This is a genomic window from Trichocoleus sp. ST-U2 (assembly GCF_039961875.1).
Taxonomy (GTDB): domain Bacteria; phylum Cyanobacteriota; class Cyanobacteriia; order Cyanobacteriales; family FACHB-T130; genus FACHB-T130.
In genome coordinates this window covers 48,348-74,613 of the sequence record NZ_JAMPJY010000004.1, presented here as the reverse complement: position 1 = coordinate 74,613, position 26,266 = coordinate 48,348, and the positions used below count along the sequence as shown (strand labels likewise).

Below are 26,266 nucleotides of genomic sequence, written 5' to 3'. Positions count from 1 at the left end.
AAGCGCAAACTATGACCTTAACGAAATCAACAATTACCGATGAGCAGTTTGTCAAACTACGCTGTAGCAGTGACAGTAAAACTCACTATTTCCCGGCTACAGGTGCTATGTATGCCCATCCGATAGATAACGATCAACCTGTTCATCTGTTTGATTTCTTAGGCGTTGATATCTCGCGCTGTATTCAAGATAATTCAACATCCCGCTGGACGCTTGTAAGTCGTAAAATTACACTTTATCTCGATCCCAAAACTGGAGAAATTCTAAAAAGTTGGAAAAACCCCTGGTCAGGTGAAACACTGAATATTATGCACCGTTCTTATGACTACCAGGAGTTCCAGATTCCACAACAGATAGATGCTCACATAACTTCAGAAATATCCTCAGTTTCATTAGATTTCAATATGAAACTGCCTAACCCGTTATCAACGAACCCCAAGTTTGCAGATTATTCGCCAGAGAAGTATGTCCAATCGTCGGATTCCTACAAATTTATTTTTCCGACAAAAATACTATCTGACGAACCCATCAGTGCTAGCGACAATCGCGCTGTTACACTTTCTTATTACCGCATGGGGCCGTGGGAACCGTGGATGAAAATGAAGGGGAAACCCGGCTTTTTAGTCTTAAATTACACTGGCAATAAAACTGATGTATTTGAAGATATCCCTGTAGCCATTAAAGAACAAATCGAACATCGGCTGCCTTTATTCCGCGAAGCTCCAACCTGTAGAATTCAGCGTTCGATTGCTACCAGTTGGAGCCGTTTTGACGAACAATTTGATGCCTACCTACGAGGAGAAGAATTTCCACTACCCGCCCCGATTATAGATGAGCCTTGTATTGAATAAAGCCGATTCTTACTCTTGACAAATAACTAAACTCAGGATTTTACCTTATAACTTCAACACTCGGAGAATAGTGCTTGTTGGCTGCTATTCAAAAAGAGAAAAAACAGACTTATTTGGGTTGGTAGGTTTAGCTTGGCTAATTCATTTCTCATTAAACTTTAATTAATTCAAATCTCTACAGTTAAAATCAATTAAAGTTTAAGTAACACAGTTGGAGTTATAGCAATGACTGAAAATAGACCCTATATTGGTCTAAAAACTAGGGATATTGCGATCGCCTATTTGTTGCTGCGAATTCTGATCGGCGTGAATTACTTTAATCACGGCTTTACTCGCATCGGCAATATTCCCGGTTTTGCTGAAAATACTGTCAACCAACTTGCAAATTCTTATTTTCCGGGATTTTTGGTGAGGATCAATTCTTACTTAGTACCCCCGGTTGAATTAATCGTGGGAGTATTGATCTCCATTGGATTAGCAACGCGCAGCGCCCTAATCGCAACATTTATCCTGATGATCATCTTGATGATGGGTGTCACATCCATACAAAACTGGGGTGCAGCACAAACGATGCTTATCTACGGGATTGTGCTATTTATATTGCTAGCTGGTAGCAGCTTCAATATTTACTCCATCGATCGCTGGCTTGCCAACAGGCGGACTGTTGCAGGTTCAGGAGATCATCGCGACAAAAACATACTCAACTTTGCCAACAACTTTTGGACAAGACGCAGACGGCAAAAACGTTTGTCTACCTATACCAGTCCTAAATGATTTCTGAAAGCAAGATTCCCGACTTCTTGGATAAGTTGGGGATTTAAACCACTGGCATCTCGCAACTAAAACAGGATTGCTATATACCAGTTTTAAATAAAGGAATTGCTCATCCTCAGTCACTTTATGGGCGCTATTCTGCGATTCTCCAAACCCCATTATTAAGTCAGTCTCTTAAATAATAGGGGTTTGGAGGATCTGAGGTGTCGTCTACCCTACGCATTCACTGGGGTTTTCACCTCTTGCGGCTGTTGAACCGCATCTTCTGCCATAAACTCTGCCAACTGCGCCTCAATTTGCTCTTTGACAATCTGGCGATACTCTACGAAATGCTCAATTTGAGCGCAAACTGCTAAATAACTGCTGATTCCACCTCGATTGTGTCGATACATACTAAACAAGTTGCGCCAGAACTGCCAACGAGTTTTACGAAGTACGCCTTGTCGCCAACAAATGATTAATAAGGCTCGAATTACAACCCAATCTATTTTCTTCTTCGCACGTTTGCCCTTATTCGGATACGTCGCTTCTCCTAATATGCGAAAGTGACGATAAGTGCGGTCTAGAAAACGCTCCGGATCGTACAATGTCCAAAATGCATCGATGTATTCGCGGGCAATGTCTTCTAGAGGACGTGTGGGCACAAAGTTCATCAATGTCGTTTGATTGATGTTGGCAGATTCGCCTCGCAGCCGCCCTTCTTTCTTTAACCGATGCCAAAGGGCGGTATCGGGTAAAGCTTGCAACATACTAAATAAAGCGGTGGGAATTGCCGTTTTCTCGACAAAGTTGACAATGCGATCGCCTGCACCGGGTTTTTCTCCATCAAAGCCTACGATAAACCCAGCCATCACCCGCAATCCCGATCGCGCGATCGCTTGAACGGAATCACTTAATGAATCTCGCGTATTTTGGAACTTCTGAGTTAGTGCTAAACTCTCCTCATCGGGTGTTTCAATTCCTAAAAACACCGCCCCAAAATTACACTGAACCATCATATCCATCAATTCTTGATCTTTTGCCAAATCCACCGATGCTTCCGTAGCAAAAGAGAAAGGATACTGATGTTCCACCATCCACGGTTGCAACTCTTTCAGGAATAACTTGACATTCCGCTTATTCCCGATAAAATTGTCATCCACCATAAAAATGCTGCGTCGCCAACCCAACTCATAAAGGCGTTCTAATTCTGCTAGTAATTGGGCTGGTGTTTTCGTGCGCGGTTTGCGTCCGTAAAGGACAATAATGTCGCAGAATTCGCATTGAAATGGGCATCCCCGCGAAAACTGCACAGACATTTCTGAATAAGCGTCAAAATCTAGTAAATCAAAGCGGGGAACAGGTGTGGAACTGACATCCGGTTTCTCTCCTCCCGCCCGAAAAGTTCCCGAAGTTTCGCCACGTTGCACTGCCTCCACAAACATCGGCAGGGTGATTTCCCCTTCATCCAAAATCAAATAATCTGCGCCGACTGATTCTACTTCTTGAGGTAAAGCCGTAGGATAAGGGCCGCCGACTGCGACTAACTTACCCCTTTGCTTTGCTTCTTTGATTTGATCTAGCAAATCTTCTTTTTGGACAATCATTGCCGACAGAATTACTAAATCTGCCCATGCCCATTCAGCTTCAGTTATTTGGGTAACATTTCGATCTACTAGCTTAAACTCCCATTCTTGGGGCAAAATTGCGGCAACGGTCACTAAACCTAAAGGCGGCAACATTGCCTTACGATTTAGCAAGGCTAAAGTTTTTTCAAAAGACCAAAAACTTTTCGGAAATAGCGGATATAAAAGTAAAACTCGCATTAATTGACAATCCTCACGCTTAATTGGTCATTGATGAGAAGGAATGAAAAATGGGTAAAAAATTTCTAATTCCCCATTTTTCACTTGATATCACGCACTCGCACCGACGCTGTTTTTCACAGGGGAAACTTTAGCTTCCTGTTTCGATTGTTGTGCTAGATACTCAGCTAACTGCACCTCAATTTGGTCGCGGACAATCTGGCGATATTCGAGAAAATGTTCGTTGTGGGCACAGACGGTGAGGTAATGATCCCAAACACCAGGGTTGTGTTTGATGATACTAAACAGATGGTGCCAGAACTTCCAGCGAGTGTGACGCTTAATGCCTTGTCTCCACGCCACAATTGCCAAAGCCCTTAACTCCATCAGACCCGGCATTTTAAAAGGAACTTTTACTTTGGGTGCGCCCAGCATCAGAAAATGGCGATAAGCCCGATCTAAAAACTTTTCAGCATCGTATAAATCCCAGAAGGCGTTGATGTATTCCCTGGTAATCTCTTCTACGGGTCGGGTCGGGATAAAATTCATCACATTGAACTGGTTGCCCGATGCGCTATCCAGCAATCGCCCCTCTTTTTCTAGGCGGAACCAGAGGGCAGTGTGGGGTAAAGCTTGTAGCATTCCGAAAATAGTCGTCGGAATCGCCGTTTGTTCGGCAAAGCGGACAATGCGATCGCCTGCGCCTGATTTTTCTCCATCAAAGCCAATGATAAACCCAGCCATCACCCGCAACCCCGCCCGCGTGATGGTTTCTACCGAGTCAGCAAGCGAAGTTCGGTTATTTTGAAACTTCTTCGTCATCTGCAAACTGGCTTCATCCGGCGTTTCAATCCCCAGAAACACCGCATTGAAATTGCACTCCACCATTAAATCCATCAGTTCTTGGTCTTGCGCCAAGTCAACCGAAGCTTCAGTATTAAAGCTGAAGGGATACTGGTGTTCCGCTTGCCAGGTTTTTAATTCTTGGAGAAATAACTTGACGTTGCGCTTATTGCCGATGAAGTTATCATCCACCATGAAAACGCTACGACGCCACCCCAATTGGTAGAGATACTCCAACTCCGCTAATAGCTGTTCCGGTGTTTTCGTCCGGGGTTTGCGACCATACAAAACAATAATGTCGCAAAATTCGCACTGGAAAGGACAACCCCGCGAAAACTGCACCGACATCGTATCGTAAGCATCAAACTCCAGCAAATCAAAACGAGGAACCGGAGTTGTCGTCACATCCGGTTTTTCCCCATTAGAACGGAAAATCCCACTCTTGTCACCTCGCGCGATCGCTTTTATGAACATCGGCAGGGTGATTTCCCCTTCATCTAAAATTAGATAATCTGCACCCGCATTAGTGGCTTCATCAGGCACAGAAGTCGGATAAGGGCCACCTACGGCAACCGCTTTACCGCGCCGCTTGGCTTCTCGGATTTGATCGAGTAAATCTTCTTTCTGGACAATCATTGCCGAGAGAATGACCAAATCTGCCCACTCCCACTCGTCTTCTGTGACGCTGCGAACGTTTCGATCGACCAGCTTGAATTCCCATTCTTGAGGCAAAATTGCGGCAACCGTCACTAAACCTAGCGGCGGCAATAAAACCTTGCGATTTACTAATTCTAGGACTTTCTCAAAAGACCAAAAAGTTTTAGGAAATAAAGGATAAAGCAGTAAAACTCGCATTGAATTGGCAACCTCGGACTAATTTTAGTGATTCGTAGCAGGGGCAAATTGTTCTATCACTTTCGACGTGCGATCGCTCATGAAAGAGTCATTAAATTGATCGAATACAATATGCCGCTAGGTTTTCGCTAATGATGAATGGATATTCCATGCTAACTAACTCAGTAGCCGAATGTAGTTAACCGTTGGTTTAGGGGGAGTGGGAACCTGATATCCACCTACTGACTCTGGACTTTCTGCCTCCCTACTCCCAGACACTACCAGTAATTTTGATTCCTGCCGGTTAACGAGCATTTTCATTTCAGAGCGATCGCAAAAGCCCGTATTCTGTTAGCCATCCCGAAACAACCCTGTCTTATACACCGACGGGATTTTTTTCTTTTACAGATGCCGATGAGATATCTTCTATCTGTTGCAGTTTTGCTTCTTCTGCCTGAAACTCAGCTAACTGGGCGTCTATTTCGTCCCGCACAATCTGGCGGTACTCCAGAAAATGCTCATTATGAGCGCAGACTGCGATGTAATGCTCAAAAACACCAGGATTGCGCTTAAGGATGCTAAATAAGTGGTGCCAGAACTTCCAGCGAGTAGTGCGTTTGACACCCTGACGCCACATCACAATCAACAGCGCTCGCAGATCCACTAAATTTGGTAATTTAGCAGGAGCCTTGCATTTGGGCGCACCCAGCATCAAGAAACAGCGATAAGTCCGATCCAAAAACTTTTCGGCATCGTATAGCGTCCAGAAAGCCTCAACGTATTCTCTGGCAATCTCTTGCAAGGGTCGCGTGGGGACAAAGTTCATCAAGGTAGTTTGATTGATGTTGCCATCTTTACCCCGTAGGCGACCCTCCTTGTCTAATCGATGCCACAGCGCTGTATTGGGTAGGGCTTGCAGCATGGCAAAGGTAGTGGTGGGAATGGCAGTTTGCTCGGCAAATCGGACAATGCGACCGCCTGCGCCAGCTTTCTCCCCATCAAAGCCAATAATAAATCCAGCCATTGGGCGCAATCCGGTTCGCGTAATTGCCTCCACCGCTTCACCCAGAGAACTGCGCGTATTTTGGAACTTTTTCGTTAGCGACAAACTCTCTTCATCGGGCGTTTCAATTCCCAGAAACACCGCATCAAAATAGCACTCCACCATTAAATCCATCAGTTCTTGGTCTTGCGCCAAATCAATCGAAGCTTCTGTATTAAAGCGGAAGGGATACTGGTGTTCTGCTTGCCAGGTTTTTAGCTCTTTGAGAAATAACTTGACGTTGCGCTTATTGCCGATGAAGTTATCATCTACCATGAAAACGCTACGACGCCACCCTAATCGGTAGAGATACTCCAACTCTGCTAATAGCTGTTCCGGTGTTTTTGTCCGGGGTTTACGACCATACAAAACAATAATGTCGCAAAATTCGCACTGGAAAGGACAACCCCGGGAAAACTGTACCGACATTGAGTCGTAAGCATCAAACTCCAGCAAATCAAAACGAGGAACCGGGGTTGTCGTCACATCGGGTTTTTCCCCATTAGAACGGAAAATCCCCTGTTTTTCGCCCCGCTGAACTGCCTCAACAAACATCGGCAGGGTGATTTCCCCTTCATCTAAAATCAGATAATCTACACCCGCTTTTTGAGCTTCCTCCGGGACAGAAGTTGGGTAAGGGCCACCACACGCTACCAGTTTGCCGCGCCGCTTGGCTTCCTTGATTTGATCAAGTAAATCCTCTTTCTGAACAATCATTGCCGAGAGAATGACAACATCTGCCCATTCCCACTCTTGTTCTGTAACGGTGCGGATATTTCGATCGACCAGCTTGAATTCCCACTCTTGAGGCAAAATTGCCGCCACGGTGACTAAACCCAGCGGCGGCAATAAAACCTTGCGATTGACTAATTCCAGAATTTTTTCGTAAGACCAAAAAGTTTTAGGAAACAGGGGATAAACTAATAAAACTTTCATTGAATTTAAAACCTCACACCTTTTTAAATTTCAGCTATTAGCTAATACATAGCACATGAGCCTAGCTGAATCTGGCAAGCTTAGGTTAAGTCTGATAGCTTTTTTAACGCAAAGGTACGCCAAGGGTGACGTAAAGGTACGGAGAAAATCAGTAAGAGGTCTTGATATGTCTAAGAAACTCTTCTGAAGACAGCCTCTAACCTCCTTGGCGTACCTTTGCGCTAACCTCTGCGTACCTTTGCGTTAAAACAACCTTTTAAATCTAATTTCTACTCGTTCTTAGCTGTCAGCTGCTTTTTTTGAACTCCGCTTATTTTCAGCACATCGCTGAATGTGGCACAGTAATTCGGCAGACCCAGGGTAGCAGGATTGACGGGATCTTGGTAGGTAAAATGACGGTAGCGCAAGCAGAACCGATCCCAAGGTGCCATCTGAATTCGGAACAAGAGGATGAAGAAATCAGCTAGCCAGGGAGACAGGGGCACGCGAAAATAAATTTTCTTGTCTAAATAAGCACAAACTTCTTCTACGGCTTCGTTGACCGTTATGGGTGCTTGACCCAAAACCAGCTGTCGAGGTTCCGAGGGGCCAGGAGGATGTTCGATCAGGAATCGTACCACTTGGGCAATATCTCGCCCGTGCATATAGTGGAAACTGCCGTCAGCTTTAAAAAAGCGAATCAGGTCAATCAACTTTGCCACCCCTGGCAATCCTGAAGAAAGATGGGAGTAGGGTTTGTTGGCATCTCCTCCGAGAACCAAGGTCGGAAAGAGGGTAGTGATGCGGGGTGCGATCGCTAATTTCGATAAGCGCTGCAAGCAGTCATACTTAGAACGAATGTAGTCTGTCCCTAGTTCTCCCGCTTCTTTCAATAATTCGTTGTCGCGTCCGAGGATGCTAGCGGTAGAAAAGTAAATGACTTGTTCGCAAACTGCGGGGTCGAGCAAGTTTAGCAACCGGATGGTTTTAATCACATTCACGTCAAATACCGCTTGGGAGCCGCCCCAAGCGGTTGCAGCTAATATCGCGACATCGATTGTCTTGAGTAGATTTCCCACTCGTTCAATGTCTCGCAAATCAGCTTTTACAACGGTGATTCCCGGTCGAGATTGGTAGTCAATTTGCAGTTTGTCTGGATTTCTGACTAACAGATACAGCTCGTGTTCGGTTTCTTGAATCAGGCTTTCGCTAATGTAGTGACCAATGCAGCCACTCGCACCAGTTACCAAAATCCGCTTGGGGTTCATAAGGGTTGGTCATTCGTCCTTAGTCAAGAATGATTCGTCTTTAGTTCAATGACTAATGACTAATGATTTTTGACTGATTTGGCAGTTTCAAAGAAGAAAGCTACGTTTTCTTCGGGGGTACTGGGTAAAACACCATGACCGAGATTCATGATATGACCTTTGTTTCCGGCTTTGCGGATCGTGTCATAAATGCGATCGCGGATGAACTCTTTTGAGCCAAATAAGGCACAGGGGTCCATATTTCCCTGTACACCGATGTTTGAGCCAAGTCTTGTCCTTGCCTCTGCCATGTCTACCGTCCAATCTACGCTGACGATATCCGCACCGGATTGTGCCATCCTCTCCAGAATGCCAGCACTACCATTGATGTAGAGAATCAGGGGAGTATCCGGATGCGTCTGTTTTACCTGGTTGAAAACTCGCTGCTGATACGGTAGAGCAAATGTCTCGTAATCTTGAGGACTCAGTTGTCCTGCCCAAGAATCGAACATTTGAATGACTTGGGCACCGCTATCAATTTGATAGCGGACGTAAGTTGCGATCGCATCCGCCAATTTAGCCAAAAATTGATGCAGCATCGTTGGCTCTGAAAAAGCCATACTTTTAATAATTGCGTAGTCTTTCGAGCTTTTGCCCTCAATCGCATACGCTGCCAGCGTCCAAGGGGCACCCACAAAACCCAAGACAGTTGCTTTATTGCCGACTTCTTGGCGTAATGTTTGCAAAATTTCACCGATAAAAGGCAGCGATTCCCCAGGTTCTAGAGGATGCAGTTTATCAATTTGCTCTTGGCTGCGGATGGGCGGATCGATGACTGGTCCTCGGCTTTCGATGATATCAAAGGGAATGCCAAGTCCCGGCAACGGAGTTAAAATATCAGAAAATAAAATTACCCCATCTGGCTCAAAGGCGCGAAACGGCTGTAGGGAGATTTCGATTGCCAGTTCTACTTTTTCCGAGCGATCGCGAAACGCAGGATACTTATCTCTTAAATCTCGATAAGCTTTCATATATCTACCCGCTTGCCGCATCATCCACACTGGCGGACGGTCTAAAACTTCACCACGGGCTGCCCTCAGCAGATACGGAACTTGGGTTGCAACGGTCATTGACACTTCACCTAAAGACTTATTTAAAGGCATTTGTTTAGCTTATCATTGTCGGATTCCCCAAGTTTAGTTTTGCGATCGCTTCTCTTGAGTTTGCCCACCATGAGAGAGGCAATCCACGCTAAACCCTTCCAGATAGGGTATCAACTCCTAGAGACATGGAATGTGCATTTCCCTAGTAGTAGTCAGCGAGCCTGAGTGACTCTCCGACACGCGAAAAACCCGGCTTCTTGAATCAACCGGGTTTTTCTGTTGCGTGCTTTTTTAACTACCTATTGACGTTATTTGACAATGCAGATGCCACTAATTTCAACGGTGCATCGCGTCGGTTTCTTAGCCGTATCTAAGTTGCGGGTGGTGGGGTTATAGGTGTATTCCCCCGCCTTGAAAACGCGGTTGGGATTGGCGCAGTAAGTGTAGGTTTGACCCGCTTCGGTAAAGTTCACGACCACCAAAGAATTCTTTGCCGGAGGACAACTATCCAAAACCGTCAAGCCATACTCATTTCGCAGCAGTTGGCTTCTTTGATCGTTAGCTGTAGGTTGAGTCGGATTTTGGGAAGTCGTTGTTTTCGGCTTTAAGTCACCACTGCTAATGTCAAAGGTGTACGCTCCTGCTTTGACAAGGCGGTTAGGATTAGCGCAGTAATTGTACGTTTGACCGTATTCGGTAAAGGTGACAACAACCAAAGAAGTTTTTACTTCCGGACAGGTATCCAGAACCCTCAACCCATACTCATTGAGCAGAGCTTGTTTCCGGGGATCATTTTGAGCTGGGGTTTGAGCCGGTGGATTTTGGGCAACAGCACCCCCTGGCTTGATATCATTGCTGCTAACGTCGTAACGATATTCGCCTGCCTTGATATTGCGGTTAGGATTAGCGCAGTAGGTATAGTTTTGACCGTATTCGGGGAAGGTGACAACAACAACATTACTCCTTACCGCCGGACAATTTTCTAGGACTCTCAATCCATATTCATCTTCTAGAAATTTTTGTCGCGCATCTTTTTGACCCGCGGGAGTTTGAGCCGGTGGATTTTGGGAAGTTGTTGTCTGGCTAATCCCAGATATTGAAAGCGTGTATCTCCCCCTAGTGTTGTTCTTACCCAACACGCGAAGTTTATATTCTCCAGTCGTTGGCACTCGATACCTCACCAAACCCGATCGGTCATCGTAGGCAACCTGCGCCCCACTCTGTGAGGAAACTAGAACTAGAATAGGCAAAAGAGTACTACCGTCTTCTACATCAACAGCGGCAACGATTGCATCACCTTGCTTAGCATTAATCAGGAATTCCTCACCATAGGCTTTCTGGACAGGAGTACCCCTTAGAGATTGGTTTTTAAAGGTGAAGGTGGGAGAGTTAGTACGGATGAACCCGTTAACGTTTTCACCATTTTTTAGTGCGGTTGCTGCTCCAGCGATATCGGAGATCCCCGTAAACATCATCCCGGCGATCGCGACACTTGCCGCAACCCTATTAATAAACTTACGACCCATCATGGTAGACCCGTTTTCCTATAAACAAGAACTGCTTCCTTCTGTTTGGACAGATGATATCCATCCATAGTTCCCAGAGTCCAGGCACCTCAAACTTGTAAAGCCGGTTTGAAATGCCTGCTCAACTGATGCAATCTAGAAGCACCTAAGTATTATTGCTCGGTAGAGGAAAAACTCAAACTGCCGCGATCTGCATCTAACTGAGCGGGGATTCCCAAGGGTAAAGCTGCATTAGGGCCATCGTGACCAAAGGGGAGATCGGAGACAATGGGAATGCCAAGATTCCCCAAGCGATCGCGCAATACTTCTTCCACCGTCAAGCTAGAAATGTTCGGCGGAGCTTCGCAGCGGCTAAAGCGCCCCAACGCAATCCCTTTGACTTCCCGAAAAGCCCCTGTCATCCGCCACTGCGTTAACATTCGGTCAATGCGGTAGGGAGCCTCAGTCACATCTTCCAAGGCGAGAATGACGCCCGCTAGCTGGGGCTGTACGGGCGTGTTCAGAAAATGCGTGGCTACAGTCAGATTGCCGGGGATTAAGATGCCGCTGACCTTACCGCCGCTCCAGCCAACTCCTTTTAAGGGTTCTAGGGGGCGACCTTCTACACAATCGAACAGCCGCTGAATCGACCACTCTGGCTCCGCTGCCAGGGTAGTTAGCAACGGGCCATGAACCCCTGCAATGCCAACTTTACCGAGGCTCCACAGCAAGCCAGTGGCATCAGAAAAGCCGATTAGCCATTTGGGAGGGCTGCGTAAAAAATCTCCGATTTTCTTTTTCTGTTCTCCACCCTGCCAAGACCAATCTTCTAGTAAGCGAGCGCTACCATAACCGCCTCTGGCACAGAGAATGCCTTTACATTCAGGGTTTTTCCAGGCGTCTGCGAGGTGTTGGCGGCGGCTGTCATCGCGACCCGCAAGGTAGCCCCACCGTTCCTCAAAGCCGCTGCTAATTTCGACTCGGTAGCCGCGCGATCGCCATATTTCCACACCTTTGTGGAACGCTTCCTGTTCTCGCAAGGCACCGCTGGGAGCAATGACTCGCAGCAAGTCGCCAGTTTGTAAAGGCGGGGGTAGTTGGTACGCGGAAAAATCCAAAATTCTTCTGGTTTAAGTTTTAATTTTGCAAGATATCCCGAAACCATTCTTCCATGCGATCGCCCAGTGCTTCCAGGGAATATTCCGCTTCGGCTTGTTGGCGGCAAGTATAGCGGTCAAGTTGATCGATGCGTCCGATGGCCTCGACCAACCCCGCCACGCTATCCGGCTCCACTAAAAAGCCCGTCTTCCCATCCTGAATAATTTCAGTCGGGCCACCTCTGGAATAAGAAATGACGGGGACTCCACAAGCAAGCGCCTCAATCACCACATTGCCAAACGCTTCCACCCAGCGAGGTGTCATCAACAACGCCCGACAATTGCCTAAATGCTGTTGCAGTTCGGATGTGGAGAAAAATCCTGCATATTCTACAGGAGCATCGGGATAATCTTGACAAATCTGCTTCCAATAAGCATCGTCTTGCATTTTGCCAAGAATTTTTAGGGGAATGCCGGTAATTTTGGCAGCGGCAACGGCATCCTCTAGACCTTTTTCTGGGGCAATCCGACCTACCCAAGCCAAGGCGGAGGAAGGTTCTGAGCAAAATTGATAAAGCGATAAATCTAGACCACTTCCGAGAATCCGATAGTGCGACGGACTAGGAAACGTTTCTGCCTGTGTCAATGTGTAGACGCCAACCGTACCAGGAAACTGGACGGAGATCTGTTCCACGATGCGATCCATCGCGGTCGAGAGAGAACCCATACTCACGAAATGGGCGATCGCTCGATTAAAAAATGGCGTTAGATAGAACGGTAGCCAATCATAGGCAATGTTGAAAATCAGATCGTAGTCACCTTGGACTTGCCGCGCATAATCCCACATATTGCCCAGCACAGAATTCTCCGGCATCACAATCGGGGCACTCCGTCCTTGAGTCTGAGCCGTTGTCTGGAGTTCTCCAGCAATTTCGATAATTGGAATATCTCCCAGCACAGAACCTTGGGGAGCCACAATTTTGAGGGTATGTCCCCGCCGGAGCAGCTCTTGGGCAACGTTGAGCAGGGTTAGTTCTACGCCGCCCCCCAACCCCGTGCCGAGAGCGCCCACCGAGGTTGAGAGCAACAACAGTTTCAATGGACGATGCAAGATGGACAACTTTTAGACTCTAAACGATAAACAATAAATTTAAACTCTTGTCAAGACGCTGATTTAGCGGTTTTCTGACTCCTCTGGCGGATGATTAGAGGAATTTTGGGAATTTGGCAAAGCGGGCAAATTATTATCCGTGCCAGGATTCAAGCGAAGCCGATTTAACTGCCCTATCGCCCACCGCGCTGTTTCCTGAACCTCGGAATCCCGATCTTCAGCAGCGTGACGCAATAAATTGCTGACTTGACCGATCGTGTCATAAATTCTTGTCAAATCCCGAATTGCATTTTTGCGAACATCAGGGTTTTCATCTTGCAACGAGATCGCGAGTGCCCGGTTCATCGGTTTGAGGGTGCGGGTGCCAATTTGCGACAGCGCCTCTAAGATTAAGCCGCGCTGTTGAGAATCCGAGTCGATCATCAAATCCACCAAGGGCTGAATTGCTCTGGAGTCGCCGCATTGTGCCAGTTCCCAGATCGCCTTGCGTCGTTTTGTCGGATCGGCTCCCTGTAAATCTTTAATTAATTCATTAACAATATCAATTTTGGGGAGGCGAGTGGTTTCTCCTATCGCTTTTGCCTCGTTGCTTCGCAGCCGTGCTAACGGCTTCGCTTCGCTAACCGCTTCTGTTGGCTTTTGTGCGGTTGTTCTCCCGTCTAAATTGCTTTTTTCTAAATTGCTTTTTTCTGAAAAGGTCAAAGCAGAGGCATGATAGCCGTTATTGCCATTGTCATTTTCTATCGGGTGAGAATGGATATCTGCGGGATGATTGGCATCTTTAGGGTCTTCGTAGCGGCTTTCATCCGATTCCTCAGCTCCAGACTCCGGCTCTTCCTCTGTGTTGAGGTTGCCTAACCATTTCAGCAAGAAGTAAACTCCTAATCCGACCCCAGCTGATGCTGCTGCTAAACCTAATAACCACCAGAGGCGATTCCCTTCAGAACTCGGTTTAGCCGCCTTGGGTTTTGGGGTGGGAGCCGGTGAAGATTTTGCGGTTTCGGCTGCCTGAAGGCGCTCTTGAGTCGTGGAACCAGCAACTCCGTCAGGCGTTAACCCGACAGATGTTTGAAATTTAGAAATAGCAACTGCTGTCGTTCGCCCATAAACGCCATCTACTGGCCCGTTGTAGTGTCCCAAACGCTTTAGTGACTTTTGCAGTTCTGCGACTTCAAAGCCTTGAGAGCCTACTTGAAGGATAGGCAAATCGTTTTTAGGGTTTGGGGAACTCGCCTGAGCCAGTTCTAGGGAGACGGGTAAACTGGGGGGGGAAGTGGCGATCGCTGACGGCAATCCTGTGGAATTCTCACCCGAACTGGGGATAAAGCCCAGACAGATAATCCAGGTAACTAGAAGCCATGTGGAGCGGTAGAACATAGTTTTGGGAAACCTGTCTAAGTGAATACAACCAGACAAGATCCTTTGCTGATAATTTTCTGCTTAGCTTCTAGTACCAGCATGAAGTTATTCGTTCTAAATAGTTAGCGAGCAATTCATCCCTATGTTTTGGGCGAGCGGCTCTGGGAGCAAGTGTGAATATTGGGCTGATCATAACAGAAAGTTTCAACTCGCTCTCAAATCTTAGCGGCTAACTTGTCTGTCATCCTATTCATTTCTACCGATTTTGCCAAATCTCGGTTTCGGATTCTTTCGCTTGTATTGGCAGTGATTGATAGGGTAATGGCTCGGATGGCTCTAAGAGAGAAATTTGCTCGGTTTTGCTTTCTTCTTGTGTCACCCTGGTTTCAACTGATGTAGAGGGTTGCCCGAAGCGAAGGCTTTGCAATCGTACCTGTTCGGCTATCTTCTCGCGCTGATTAATTAGATAGATACTGACAAGGGTTAGACTCACTCCCAGCCATTGAAGCGGGCTGAGAACTTCAGCTAAAAGCAGATTGCCAAACACGAGAGCAAACACGGGTGTCAAAAAGGTGAGGGAACTAAGACTGGTAAGATTGCCGCTAGAGGCAAAGTAGAAGAATAAACCATAGGCGATCGCGCTGCCAAATACGGCTGCGTAGCTCAATGCTATCCAGCCAGACGTATTTAGATGCACCCACTGGTCGGATTCCCACAATTGGGAGAGTGCAAACAAAGGCAATCCGCCCAAAATCATGTGCCAGCCAGTCGCCACCACCGGATCGGCATACTGGCAAACGAAGCGAATCAGCACTGTTCCGACAGCCATCGACAGCGCCGCCAGCAGCATCAGCCATTCCCCGCTCTCAAACAAGTGCGTGAAGCTAAACGAGCCAGCGATCGCGTTGCCGTGGAAAAGATTGATAATCCAATCATCCGGCAAGCCAATCAAACTAATCCCCAGCACTCCCGATGCCAACCCCAGCAAGCCCCACAGCCCGATGGTTTCTCCAAACAACCAACAGGACAGCAAAGCCACTGCCAGGGGTTGAGAGTCAATCATCACCGAACCTAACCCGGCACCCGTTCGCACTAATCCAAAGGCTAAAAAGCCTTGAAACAAAGCGCCATCAACCAAAGCAAACAAACTAATCCACAGCCACGCCCGAACGCCTTTCGGTTGAGGTTTCCCCATCAAAAAGGCAGCAACTAATACCAATACCCCGGCAGGCACCAACCGGACACCAGCCATAAACAGGGGCGTCGTGTTTGGGATAACACCCTTCATTGCCACCATCGCCGTTCCCCACAAGAAAAAGGGGGCAATCAGCAGCACGGGTGCCAACGGAATTTTGGATTCTGTGAGTTTTAGCTGCATAAAAGTTCTTTGTGGGCGTACATAACAGAGCCAAATCAGCACTCTTGAAGCAGGTCATCACGAGCTGCCCTTCCAGAAGTCGCAACCGGATTTATCAAAAATTTTTCCAGTTTCTTGCTCTTTTGCTGGCTGGTTGCGCGTTTATTTACTTAATTGTACTTAATATGTAGTTCTGTTAAGGCGCTTTGGCAAATTGTTGGGATGCCGACAAAAGGGTAAGTTTTTACTTGTAAGTACCTGTTAAATTCGGGGAGCTAGGGAAAACCTTCTTTCTGATAAGCTTTCAGGCTTCACCCGCAACCCAACGAAACCGATGCAGATCGTGCAAACTAGAGAAAGAGCCAGCATTACTAGGGAAACATTTACTGTTTTGCAGGATTTGCTTCCTTCTCTAATTCGCTCATTCATTCACGATTCATCGCTTGCCTGCTCATGATCTGGCCTTTTCAGCCTAAGTTTCGTAAACAAATTGCTCGGATTGAAGTGACTGGTGCGATTGGCAGTACTACCCGAAAACAAGTTCTAGAAAGCCTGAAAACGGTTGAAGAACGAAAGTTTCCAGCATTACTGCTACGCATTGATAGTCCTGGTGGTACGGTCGGGGATTCGCAAGAAATCTATGAAGCCCTGACTCGCCTGCAAAAAAAGGTGAAAATTGTTGCCAGCTTTGGCAATATCTCTGCATCTGGAGGAGTCTATATCGGGATGGGAGCCGAACACATTGTTTCCAACCCAGGCACAATTACCGGCAGTATCGGTGTAATTCTCCGGGGAAACAACCTGGAGCGCTTGCTAGAAAAGATTGGCGTTTCTTTCAAGGTGATCAAATCCGGTCCTTATAAAGATATTCTGGCTTTTGACCGGGAACTCACCGAGCCGGAAAAGAATATTCTCCAAGACCTGATTGACATCAGTTATCAGCAATTTGTGCAAACGGTTGCTGAGGCTCGGAAGCTGACAACCGAAACGGTTAAAAGTTTTGCCGATGGTCGCATTTTCACAGGTCAACAAGCGTTAGAACTGGGGGTTGTTGACCGGCTCGGCACTGAGGAAGATGCCCGCCGTTGGGCTGCGGAACTGGTCGGTCTCGATCCCGAAAAAACGAAGTGTTACACCCTGGAAGAACGCAAACCTTTCTGGAATCGTGTGGTATCAAGCAGAGTTCAAGGGGCATCTAGTCTATCAGCTGGGATAGACTGGTTAGAATTTGAACTTTCTACCAGTGGTCAGCCGTTGTGGCTTTACCGACCCTAGTATGAAGTTTAGATTTTAGATTATAGATGATTTAGATGATTCTGAAATCCAAAATCTAAAATTCAAAATCCCAATTATAAAATGGAGGATGCTTGCGTGGAGTGGCGAGTTCGAGCGATTCGCGGGGCAACAACTGCCTCACAAAACACGGCTGAGGCAATTCGAGAAGTGGTAGCGGAACTACTCGATGAATTAGAAGTACACAATCAACTACATCCCGATCTAATTATTAGTGCCACGTTCTCGGTAACGCGGGATCTGGATGCGATCTTTCCCGCTGCGATCGCTCGCTCTCGTCCCCACTGGGACAATGTTCCTCTGCTCGATGTCCAGCAAATGCACGTGGAGGGAGGGCTGGAGCGTTGCATCCGCTTCTTAATTCACGTCAATTTGCCAGCTTCCCACCCACCGATTTACCATCCTTATCTGCGGGGAGCTAAAAGCCTAAGACCGGATTGGAGTTTGTCTCAGGTTAGCTTATCCTCGCAGTCAACGATTCAGTCGTTTCATCGCTGAGGTTTTTGTCATTAGTGATTCGTCCCCAGTCATTGACGAATCACTAATGACATTTATTAGCTATTTTCTAGGTTTTTAGGTGATTTGTTGTGAAAATGGATGCCTAAAAAAACGTCATATAAAAAGCTCCAGAAATTTTTTCCTTGCCAGATTCCCAGAGTTTGATAACAGCCTTTTTCATCTAAGAGGGGCTTGGTGGCGTAATAAGCATTCTGGTAGTGATACCAGGGGATGGAAGGCCACAAATGATGAATGAGGTGGTAATTTTGCCCCATGATCAGCAAATTGAGGATGGGGTTGGGGTAGACTCTGGCATTTTTCCAGCGATCGCGTTCTTGATGAGGGCGATGCGGCAAATAATCAAAAAACAATCCCAGCGCCAATCCTACCAGGGCAGACGGGATAAACCAAAAATTGAGAATGTAGCCTAAGAAGTGGTACTGAATTGAAATATAGAAAATCGTCCCGACAAATAAGCGGCTCAAGAACCATTCCAAAAGTTCATATTTTCGCCACAGCTGCCGTTTAAAGAAAAATACTTCGTGGTATAAAAACCGCACCGGAATTAACCACAGGGGTCCGCCAGTAGAAACGTAATGATCTGGATCGTTTTCCGGGTCATTTACATGGGCATGATGCTGCAAATGAACCCTAGTAAATACTGGGAAGGCAAAGACTAACATCAGCGCACTGCCATGTCCCAGGATGGCATTGATGACTCGGTTACGATGGGCAGAATTATGACAAGCATCATGAATCACCGTTCCACAAATGTGCAAGGCGATCGTGTTTGTGACAAAGCAACACCAGTGAGGCCACTCCCAGAGCCAATAACCAAAGTTTGATAGCACAACCATCGCTACGGCGGCTAGAAACATGAGTAGCGTTGGGCTTAGGGACGCAGGCGGTTCCAGGAAATGTCTGGGAACTGTCAGCGGCTTTTGTGCCTCCAACAACATTGTTTTCTCCTTTTGAATGATTTAAGGGTTCTGCGGGAACTTTGCTTCGGTTTTCCCGTCACTATGGCATCTAGGGGGATATGTTGTGCAACATTGGATACACGAGAAACTGTACCCACTGATTGACAATTTTCAAAAAATACGAGCTATTTTCCTGACTTCTTACCCTTATTCCTACTAGGGAAGCGGGGGATTCTAGTCGTGCTTTCGTAGTATACGCTACGGAGACCAATTTATAAAGATTTATGAAATTAGCTCATTTAATTCAAATGATGCTAACGATAGCCAAAAAATATACAGGAGGATTGTTGATATGTCACCATATCTGTCTAGGTTCGCGTCTGAGACAAAGTCCTTAGTTGTCAAAAGTGTGGCTTTATCTGCTGGTGTAGCAATGCTACTGAATAGCGGTATCGCCTTTGCAGGTTCTGTTCAGCAAGCGCAACTGCCGGGTGTAGAAGATGAGAATACTCAGACCTCGGATGGGGATGTTGTGGTAGACACCGATGGGAGTCCAGATAGCACCACTAGTCCAGGAACGGAATCAGAGAATAGTACAACAGCTAACAAGCCACGGTTTACCTGCCAGCTAACGAACAGTCAGTATATGGTGATGTATCACCCGAAAAGCCAACCCGAGCAAGCTTATGCTTGGGCAACTCCCAGTCCTTTAGGCGGTGGTTGGACTGCGGAGAGACGCTGTAACGAAATTAGTCGCAGATTAGAATCTTATCGACCCGATGGTCTTCAGGAAATGCGGGCATCGGTGGAAAATAACTACAACGTTGTTTGCATCACGACTCAGAAAAATCCAGACTGTCGGATTGTCCTGACTGTACCTCCCGGTGAAAATCCGCAGTTAATCCGCGATCGCGTTTTCCAAAATATCAGCATTGCTGACAGCGGACAGGTGACAGAGGGCGTCAATACCTTTGTTGGGGGTCGGGATGCTCAGATGCTCAACGATCTCTTAAACTTGGGCTTATCTTCCCTCGGCGGAACCACCAATCGCTCCAGCCGTAGGTCACAAAGCGTTAACTTGCGACCTTTCTTAGATCGAGCGGATGGTGGCACCGGCACCCAGTTGAAAGGCGGAGTGCCGATGCGCTCGAATCGAGCCAATCCTCGACTAAATCCTGGTAACTTCCGTTAAAAGTTGTTGATGGGTGACAAGAGACTCAAACCCGCGATCGCATAATCAGCACAATCAATAGAATAGAGAAGATACAAAATTGTTTGGCTTCCCAATATTGAGCCGTCTGGAAGCCAGACAATTTTATTTATTTACAGATGGCGATCGCTCTTAGGAGCTAAAACAAATAAAAGCATTCCTAACACGTTGAATCTGTCAATGTTACTTTAGGGATATTGACAATAGGGTAAGTGCATAACTATGTCAGCCGTTATAAATATAAGGCTGTTACTGGTAGTGTTTTCACTAACAGCGATCGCTAACTCGCTTCAACCAGTACAAGCACAGCCGATTACCCCAGCGGCTGACGGCACTGGCACAATTGTTACTCCAGATGGGAATCGTCTTAACATTAGCGGCGGCACGCTTTCAAAAGATCAAGCAAATCTTTTTCATAGCTTTGAGCAGCTAGGATTAAATTCTGGGGAAATTGCGAACTTTCTTTCTAACCCTAATATTCAAAATATCTTAGGGCGTGTTACAGGTGGGAATGCTTCTTATATCGATGGATTAATCCAAGTCACGGGAGGAAACTCCAATCTGTTCTTGATGAATCCAGCGGGAATTATCTTCGGTTCTCATGCCAGCCTGAATGTACCGGCTTCATTTACCGCCACCACTGCCACAGGTATCGGTTTTGGCAGTAATTGGTTTAATGCAATTGGTGCGAATGACTACGCTACATTGGTCGGAACGCCCAGCCAGTTTATTTTTAACACTCTTCAACCAGGAAGCATCATCAATGCGGGGAATTTGGCAGTATCGGGGAATTTAACCCTGTTAGGTGGCACGGCAGTTACTACGGGGCAGATGAGGGCGACTGGGGGGCAAATTGCTGTAGTCGGTGTACCGGGTGAGAAATTAGTGCGGCTGAGTCTACCCGGCAGCCCTCTAAGTTTAGAAGTTCAACCGCTACCTACCTCAAATACAGCCACGCTACCCTTTACTCCTTTATCCCTCCCTTCGCTGCTAACGGGCGGAAATCTCGCGAATGCCACGGGATTAACCGTCAATAGCGATGGCACGGTACGGTTGACTGCTTCTGGTGCTGAGATTGGCACACAACCGGGTACTGCCATTGCTTCTGGCAGCCTGAATGTATCGGGTCCAATCGGCGGCGCTGTCTATGTCTTGGGCAACCAAGCGAGTGTCATCAGTGGCAATATCAACGCTTCGGGCACTAATGGCGGCGGTGCGGTACTGATTGGCGGTGATTATCAGGGTCAAGGCAAAGTCCCAAATGCCTTACAAACATTGGTTAGCAGCGACTCGGTGATTTCTGCCGACGCACTGCACAACGGGAATGGTGGAAAAGTCATTGTCTTTGCAGATGATACAGCTAGCATTTACGGGATACTGACGGCGCGAGGAGGCATTTATTCTGGAAATGGTGGGTTGATTGAAACTTCTAGCAAACAGTTTCTCAACCTTACCAGTACGCCGGATGCAAGTGCCTCTCAGGGAATTGGTGGTACTTGGCTGATTGACCCGACCGATATCACGATTGTGAATAGTGGCGGCGGTGCGATTGGCACTAATACGGTGGATGTTGCCAATATTAATGCTGCCCTGAATACTGGCACTAGCGTTATCCTCGACACGGCAACTGCTTCTGGTTCTCCAGGGGCCGGAAATATTACTCAAAATAGCAATGCTTTTATAAACAAGACATCTGGGGGAGATGCCGCGCTTACTTTACAAGCTAACAACGACATTATTCTAAATGGAGCGATCGCTTCCAGTAGCGGCAAGTTGAATGTCAATCTTTTTGCTGATAATGACAAGAATGATAGCGGCGCGATCGCCTTTACCAATGCCACGATTACTACAAACGGCGGCAATCTTACAGGAGTTGGTTCAGGAAATGCCACCTACACCAATCGCATTCTCCTCAACAACAGCATTATTAATGTCCAAGGCGGCAATATTAACCTGACGGGCACAGGATTTTCCAGCGGTACTGGTACTACCAGCAACGGGATTTCGATTCAAAACAACAGTGTGGTGCAATCAACCGGAACCGGAACGATTACCCTAACGGGTTCGGCGGGAAGTGGAACAAATGCAAATGACGGCGTAGAAATCATCCAAAACTCTAAAGTGAGTTCGGTGGACGGAAATATTAATATTCAGGGTACTGGCAACGGAACGGGACTTGCCAATCATGGAATTCAGGTATCTACAGGTAGCAATGTAGCATCCACTGGGACGGGGAACGTTACCCTAATCGGTACCAGTAACGGAACGGGTTTCAACAATGACGGCATTTCGATTGGCACGATTGGCAGCATCGTGCAATCCAACAGTGGGAATCTTACCCTGACAGGCACCAGCGGCACTGGGGCGGGAAGTCAGGATGGAACGGCTGTTTATGGAAGCGGCAGAGTGCGATCGCAAGCTGGAAATATTAATCTGTCTGGCACTGTCAAGGGAACGGGCAGCGACAGCTACGAGATTATTATTGTCTCTGAAAGCGTCGTGGAATCTGTTGGGACAGGGGCGATTACCCTCAATGGCACTGGTGCGATTGATGCAGCAGGCATTCTCTTACAAGACAGCAGCATTAATCCGACTGGAATTGGGGGTAGCGGTAATATCACTCTTACCGCTAATGAAATTAATTTTATTGACTCCACGAATCCTGGCACCCCGCAAATTAAGGGCAGCGGTACGCTTCAATTGCAGCCTCTGACTTCCAGTTTGGGTATTACCATTGGCGGGACAGTCAACGACAACCGCTTAAATCTAAATACCAGCGAACTCAATTTTTTAGAAAATGGGTTTTCTCAAATCATCATCGGACGGGCAGATAGCAGCGGTGCAATCACTTTGGCTGGCAACACCACCTTCTTCGATCCAGTCACCGTGCGATCGCCCGTAGGTTCTGGTTCTATAACCACGACAGGTTATACTCTCGCCGGAGATGATAACGCGACGCTTACCCTGTTAGCCAACCAAAATATCGCAACTGGCAATATTATCAATTCCGGTCGTCAGATTACGCTAACCAGCTTCCTCGGCAATATCAATACCAGTGCAGGCAAGCTTGATACTAGCGCTTATAGCGATAACGGCGGTGCGATCGCCTTGAATGCTTTCGGCAATATTACTACTGGTGACTTGAACTCTTGGTCGGTTGAAGGCAATGGCGGGGATATCTCCCTCTCCAGCAAAGCAGGAAGCATTAACACTGGCATCTTAGACGCGACCACTTTTGACGGGAATGGCGGTGCGATCGCGCTGATGGCTTTTGGAGAAATTACAACAAAAACCTTGCAATCTTGGTCAGATTATGGTTTTTCTGGAGAGATTGCCCTGTTTGCCAATGGAAACATTACCACGGGCAGTCTAGATTCTCGCTCCTATGATTCTGGGATTGGGGGTGACATCACCGTTATTAGCAGTGGGGGAAGCATCACAAGTGGAGACTTATTCTCCTACTCCCAGACTAATGATGCGGGTTCGATTAACTTATTTGCCCCTCAGGGCAACATTACCACTGGTATCCTCAACACAGGATCTTATGGTCTGAGTGCAGGCATTACGGGAAACATCACCCTTACCGCTGGTAGCAACATTAACACCAGCTACATTCATGCTTTTTCAAATGGGTATGGCAATGGGGGAAAAATTTCTCTGACAAGCTATACAGGAACGATCGACACCCAACAAGTACGATCAAATTCAAAGGGTGGTGATGGGGGCGCGATCGCATTTGATGCAAAAGGCAACATTACTACCGCTGACTTGAACGCTTTCTCAAACAGTGGGGATGCTGGTGATATTTATCTTTACAGTGACCAGGGAACTATCCAAACTGGGGCATTAGATGCAACTTCCTTGGAAGGTTTTGGGGGCGCGATCGCGTTTGATGCAAAAGGCAACATTACCACCAGTAAGGTGGAATCTTGGTCAGTGAAGGGTGATGGCGGTGATATCTCTATCTACAGTAACCAGGGAACTATCCAAACTGGGGCGCTAGATGCAACTTCCTTGGAAGGTTTTGGGGGCGCGATCAGCCTTGAAGCCAATGGCAACATTACCACCAGTAAAGTGGAATCTTGGTCAGTGAAGGGTGATGGCGGTGATATCTCTATCTACAGTAACCAAGGAGCCATTAATATTGGGTTGTTAGATACAACCTCCTCTGAAGGCTACGGGGGATTTGTCACCCTAGAAGCCAATGGCAATATTACGACAGGTAACGTGGAATCTTGGTCAGTTGATAACGATGGAGGAGCGATCGCTGTTTCTACCAACAGTGACATCACAACTGGCACTCTAGATTCTGGTACTTATGGTTTCGGCACGGGGGGTGGCATCACTCTCACGAGCAATACTGGAAAAATTTCACTTTTAGAGGTGTATTCTGACTCTCAGTATGGCGATGCAGGGGCGCTCAACTTTTCTGCCAAGGGCGACATTACCACCAGCAATTTGAATGCAATATCTTATAGTGGTTTTGGCAAAGGCGGCGACATCACGCTGATATCAGGAACGGGAGGCATCAGCACTGGATCGGTCATTAACGCCTCGACAACCTTTACGGGGGGTGCCATAACCTTTTCTGCCACCGGGGACATCACCACCGGCAATCTAGAATCTTACTCGCAGAGTGGGAATGGGGGAGCGATCGCGCTCAACAGCACTACGGGATCGATCGATACTGAAAAGTTGTCTTCTTACTCGCAGAGTGGGAATGGGGGAGCGATCGGCTTAACTGCTAACAACGGCAACATTACTACCCGTACCATCAATGCCCAAAGTCTGGGAAGTGGCACTGGCGGAACTGTTAATGTTACTGCTGGTAAATTCTTTCGGGCTACAGGCACGTTTACAGACCGCAATAGTCTAAATTCCAGTATTTCGACCGCTGGTGGAACCAACGGCGGTGACATCACCATCCGTCACAGTGGCAGCACGACCACTCCCTTCGTCGTTGGGAATGCCACCATCAACGGGACAGCTGGATCGATAACCAGTGGGGCAACTAATACGATTGCCACAATCTTTTCAGTACCCGTACCGCCGGACACTTACATCCAGGGCAACATTAAAATCATCACCTTCAGCCCTACTCCCGATTTTATCCCTGCTCAAACCCCCTCACTGCCCGTCGAAATCCCACAGCAAGAAGCATCACAACCGCAGGAGACTACTTCGCTTTCCCCTCCGGCCAATACCAGTCAGTCCTTGGTTGAAGTTGATTCTGCGTTGGCTCAAATTGACGAACCCTTCACCCAGGAATATGAACAATATCTAGGCGTAAGCGATACCCCCACAAGGAGCCTTTCCGATGCCCGTAGTACCCTGCAAAGCATTGAAGCATCTAGCGGTATCAAAGCGGCACTCATTTACGCCGTTTTTACTCCCACAACTGCGGTAGCAAATGAGGCAAAAAGCCCATCTTCCTCAATTGATCATTCCATTAATCCTGACAGCCTAGAACCGCAAAAAACGGAAAATTATCAAGATCAGCTGGAACTCGTACTAGTGACGGCAGATAGACAACCGATTCGGAAACGACTCACAGGCGCAACCCGCCAAAAAGTTCTCAAACTTGCTAACCAATTCCAGACGCAAGTGACCAACGTTAAAAGCGCTCGTGGCTACCTAGTATCCTCTCAGCAGATGTATCAATGGCTGCTAGCACCGCTAGAGAAAGATCTGCAAAGACTCGATATTCAGAATCTTGTCTTCCTCATGGACGAGGGTCTACGCACGATCCCCATCGCTGCCCTCCACGATGGTAAAGGGTTTATCCTTGAGCGCTACAGCGTTGGTTTGATGCCCAGCCTTAGCCTCACCGATACTCACTATCAGAGTTTGAAAAATGCTCAAGTTTTGGCAATGGGCATCTCAAAATTTACGGATAAAAATCCTTTACCAGCAGTACCGAGGGAATTATCAGCAATCGTGCCCTATCTGTGGAAAGGCAAGTCCTTTCTCAATGAAGATTTTACGCTAAAGAATCTGAAGGCGCAGCGTCAACAACAGCCGTTTGAGATTGTACACCTGGCAACTCACGGAGAGTTTAATTCAGGTTCTCCCAGCAACTCCTATATTCAGTTATGGGACACCAAGTTGCGACTCGATCAGTGGCGGGAACTGGGTTGGGACAACCCACCAGTAGAGCTATTAGTGCTGAGTGCCTGTCGCACAGCAGTGGGGAACGAGCAGGCAGAGTTGGGGTTTGCGGGATTAGCGGTGCAAGCAGGGGTGAAATCGGCGTTGGCAAGTTTGTGGTACGTCAGCGATGAGGGAACTCTAGGACTAATGGCAGAATTCTACGAGGAACTAAAAACAGCTCCGATTAAGGCAGAGGCGCTACGTCAATCTCAGTTAGCGATGCTCAGGGGGCAAGTGCGACTGGAAGGAGGAAAGTTACGGACTCGCAATGGGGATATCTCTTTGCCACCCCAATTGCTAGGAATCGGAAATCAAGTCCTCTCCCATCCTTATTACTGGTCTGCTTTTACAATGATTGGCAATCCTTGGTAAA

At 47.2% G+C, this 26,266-nt stretch carries 17 protein-coding genes; 6 read left to right on the top strand and 11 right to left on the bottom strand.

Going from position 1 to position 26,266, the window contains the following annotated elements; translation table 11 throughout:
• Positions 1–11 precede the first annotated feature (11 nt).
• The gene (locus NC996_RS03795) at positions 12–851 is read left to right on the top strand and encodes a DUF1838 family protein (protein ID WP_190411111.1); all 840 of its coding nucleotides are present in this window, start codon (positions 12–14) and stop codon (positions 849–851) included.
• A gap of 225 nt (positions 852–1,076) precedes the next feature.
• Positions 1,077–1,625, top strand: a complete 549-nt coding sequence (locus NC996_RS03790; RefSeq protein ID WP_190524650.1) for a DoxX family protein — start codon at positions 1,077–1,079, stop codon at positions 1,623–1,625.
• A 215-nt stretch (positions 1,626–1,840) separates the two neighbouring features.
• On the opposite strand, the gene NC996_RS03785 is transcribed toward NC996_RS03790, so the two are convergent.
• From NC996_RS03785 to NC996_RS03740, 10 genes are all read right to left on the bottom strand, one after another.
• A complete protein-coding gene (locus NC996_RS03785; protein ID WP_190430938.1) occupies positions 1,841–3,430 on the bottom strand; it encodes a B12-binding domain-containing radical SAM protein in 1,590 nt (529 codons plus the stop codon).
• A 90-nt stretch (positions 3,431–3,520) separates the two neighbouring features.
• Positions 3,521–5,107, bottom strand: a complete 1,587-nt coding sequence (locus tag NC996_RS03780; RefSeq protein WP_190684624.1) for a B12-binding domain-containing radical SAM protein — start codon at positions 5,105–5,107, stop codon at positions 3,521–3,523.
• Between the two features lie 355 nt (positions 5,108–5,462).
• The gene (locus NC996_RS03775) at positions 5,463–7,064 is read right to left on the bottom strand and encodes a B12-binding domain-containing radical SAM protein (RefSeq protein ID WP_190684618.1); all 1,602 of its coding nucleotides are present in this window, start codon (positions 7,062–7,064) and stop codon (positions 5,463–5,465) included.
• Between the two features lie 269 nt (positions 7,065–7,333).
• On the bottom strand, positions 7,334–8,311 hold the full coding sequence (locus NC996_RS03770) for an NAD(P)-dependent oxidoreductase (RefSeq protein WP_190440748.1): 978 nt from the start codon (positions 8,309–8,311) through the stop codon (positions 7,334–7,336).
• A gap of 59 nt (positions 8,312–8,370) precedes the next feature.
• Positions 8,371–9,420, bottom strand: a complete 1,050-nt coding sequence (gene hemE, locus NC996_RS03765; RefSeq protein WP_190440751.1) for a uroporphyrinogen decarboxylase — start codon at positions 9,418–9,420, stop codon at positions 8,371–8,373.
• Positions 9,421–9,701: 281 nt separating this feature from the next.
• A complete protein-coding gene (locus NC996_RS03760; protein ID WP_190415666.1) occupies positions 9,702–10,922 on the bottom strand; it encodes a hypothetical protein in 1,221 nt (406 codons plus the stop codon).
• Positions 10,923–11,071: 149 nt separating this feature from the next.
• Complete coding sequence (locus tag NC996_RS03755; protein WP_190684715.1) at positions 11,072–12,019, bottom strand: LD-carboxypeptidase; 948 nt, start codon at positions 12,017–12,019, stop codon at positions 11,072–11,074.
• Positions 12,020–12,035: 16 nt separating this feature from the next.
• Positions 12,036–13,109 (bottom strand): glycosyltransferase, encoded by a 1,074-nt coding sequence (locus NC996_RS03750; protein ID WP_190684712.1) that lies wholly within the window; start codon positions 13,107–13,109, stop codon positions 12,036–12,038.
• Between the two features lie 60 nt (positions 13,110–13,169).
• Positions 13,170–14,483, bottom strand: a complete 1,314-nt coding sequence (locus NC996_RS03745) for a HEAT repeat domain-containing protein (RefSeq protein WP_242037511.1) — start codon at positions 14,481–14,483, stop codon at positions 13,170–13,172.
• 238 nt (positions 14,484–14,721) lie between these two features.
• Positions 14,722–15,843 (bottom strand): DMT family transporter, encoded by a 1,122-nt coding sequence (locus NC996_RS03740; protein WP_190684615.1) that lies wholly within the window; start codon positions 15,841–15,843, stop codon positions 14,722–14,724.
• Positions 15,844–16,275: 432 nt separating this feature from the next.
• On the opposite strand from NC996_RS03740, the gene sppA reads away from it, so the two are divergent.
• Together sppA and aroH are read left to right on the top strand one after the other, a co-directional pair.
• Positions 16,276–17,097: a signal peptide peptidase SppA gene (sppA, locus tag NC996_RS03735; RefSeq protein ID WP_190532503.1), complete on the top strand. Its 822-nt coding sequence runs from the start codon at positions 16,276–16,278 to the stop codon at positions 17,095–17,097.
• Between the two features lie 96 nt (positions 17,098–17,193).
• A complete protein-coding gene (gene aroH / locus NC996_RS03730; protein WP_190415750.1) occupies positions 17,194–17,613 on the top strand; it encodes a chorismate mutase in 420 nt (139 codons plus the stop codon).
• A 56-nt stretch (positions 17,614–17,669) separates the two neighbouring features.
• Here aroH and crtR read toward each other — a convergent pair whose 3' ends face one another.
• On the bottom strand, positions 17,670–18,572 hold the full coding sequence (crtR, locus tag NC996_RS03725) for a beta-carotene hydroxylase (RefSeq protein WP_190440762.1): 903 nt from the start codon (positions 18,570–18,572) through the stop codon (positions 17,670–17,672).
• A gap of 313 nt (positions 18,573–18,885) precedes the next feature.
• Here crtR and NC996_RS03720 point away from each other — a divergent pair, with 313 nt between their 5' ends.
• Both NC996_RS03720 and NC996_RS03715 read left to right on the top strand, forming a co-directional pair.
• On the top strand, positions 18,886–19,725 hold the full coding sequence (locus NC996_RS03720; protein ID WP_206754641.1) for a COP23 domain-containing protein: 840 nt from the start codon (positions 18,886–18,888) through the stop codon (positions 19,723–19,725).
• 240 nt (positions 19,726–19,965) lie between these two features.
• Positions 19,966–26,265, top strand: a complete 6,300-nt coding sequence (locus NC996_RS03715; protein WP_242037510.1) for a CHAT domain-containing protein — start codon at positions 19,966–19,968, stop codon at positions 26,263–26,265.
• Position 26,266: the final 1 nt, after the last annotated feature.

Bases quoted from the DNA above. Each gene is read 5' to 3' on its own strand.
- NC996_RS03795 (WP_190411111.1), top strand. From the start codon at position 12: ATGACCTTAACGAAATCAACAATTACCGATGAGCAGTTTGTCAAACTA.
- NC996_RS03790 (WP_190524650.1), top strand. From the start codon at position 1,077: ATGACTGAAAATAGACCCTATATTGGTCTAAAAACTAGGGATATTGCG.
- NC996_RS03785 (WP_190430938.1), bottom strand. From the start codon at position 3,430: ATGCGAGTTTTACTTTTATATCCGCTATTTCCGAAAAGTTTTTGGTCT.
- NC996_RS03780 (WP_190684624.1), bottom strand. From the start codon at position 5,107: ATGCGAGTTTTACTGCTTTATCCTTTATTTCCTAAAACTTTTTGGTCT.
- NC996_RS03775 (WP_190684618.1), bottom strand. From the start codon at position 7,064: ATGAAAGTTTTATTAGTTTATCCCCTGTTTCCTAAAACTTTTTGGTCT.
- NC996_RS03770 (WP_190440748.1), bottom strand. From the start codon at position 8,311: ATGAACCCCAAGCGGATTTTGGTAACTGGTGCGAGTGGCTGCATTGGT.
- hemE (WP_190440751.1), bottom strand. From the start codon at position 9,420: ATGACCGTTGCAACCCAAGTTCCGTATCTGCTGAGGGCAGCCCGTGGT.
- NC996_RS03760 (WP_190415666.1), bottom strand. From the start codon at position 10,922: ATGATGGGTCGTAAGTTTATTAATAGGGTTGCGGCAAGTGTCGCGATC.
- NC996_RS03745 (WP_242037511.1), bottom strand. From the start codon at position 14,483: ATGTTCTACCGCTCCACATGGCTTCTAGTTACCTGGATTATCTGTCTG.
- NC996_RS03740 (WP_190684615.1), bottom strand. From the start codon at position 15,843: ATGCAGCTAAAACTCACAGAATCCAAAATTCCGTTGGCACCCGTGCTG.
- sppA (WP_190532503.1), top strand. From the start codon at position 16,276: ATGATCTGGCCTTTTCAGCCTAAGTTTCGTAAACAAATTGCTCGGATT.
- crtR (WP_190440762.1), bottom strand. From the start codon at position 18,572: ATGTTGTTGGAGGCACAAAAGCCGCTGACAGTTCCCAGACATTTCCTG.
- NC996_RS03720 (WP_206754641.1), top strand. From the start codon at position 18,886: ATGTCACCATATCTGTCTAGGTTCGCGTCTGAGACAAAGTCCTTAGTT.
- NC996_RS03715 (WP_242037510.1), top strand. From the start codon at position 19,966: ATGTCAGCCGTTATAAATATAAGGCTGTTACTGGTAGTGTTTTCACTA.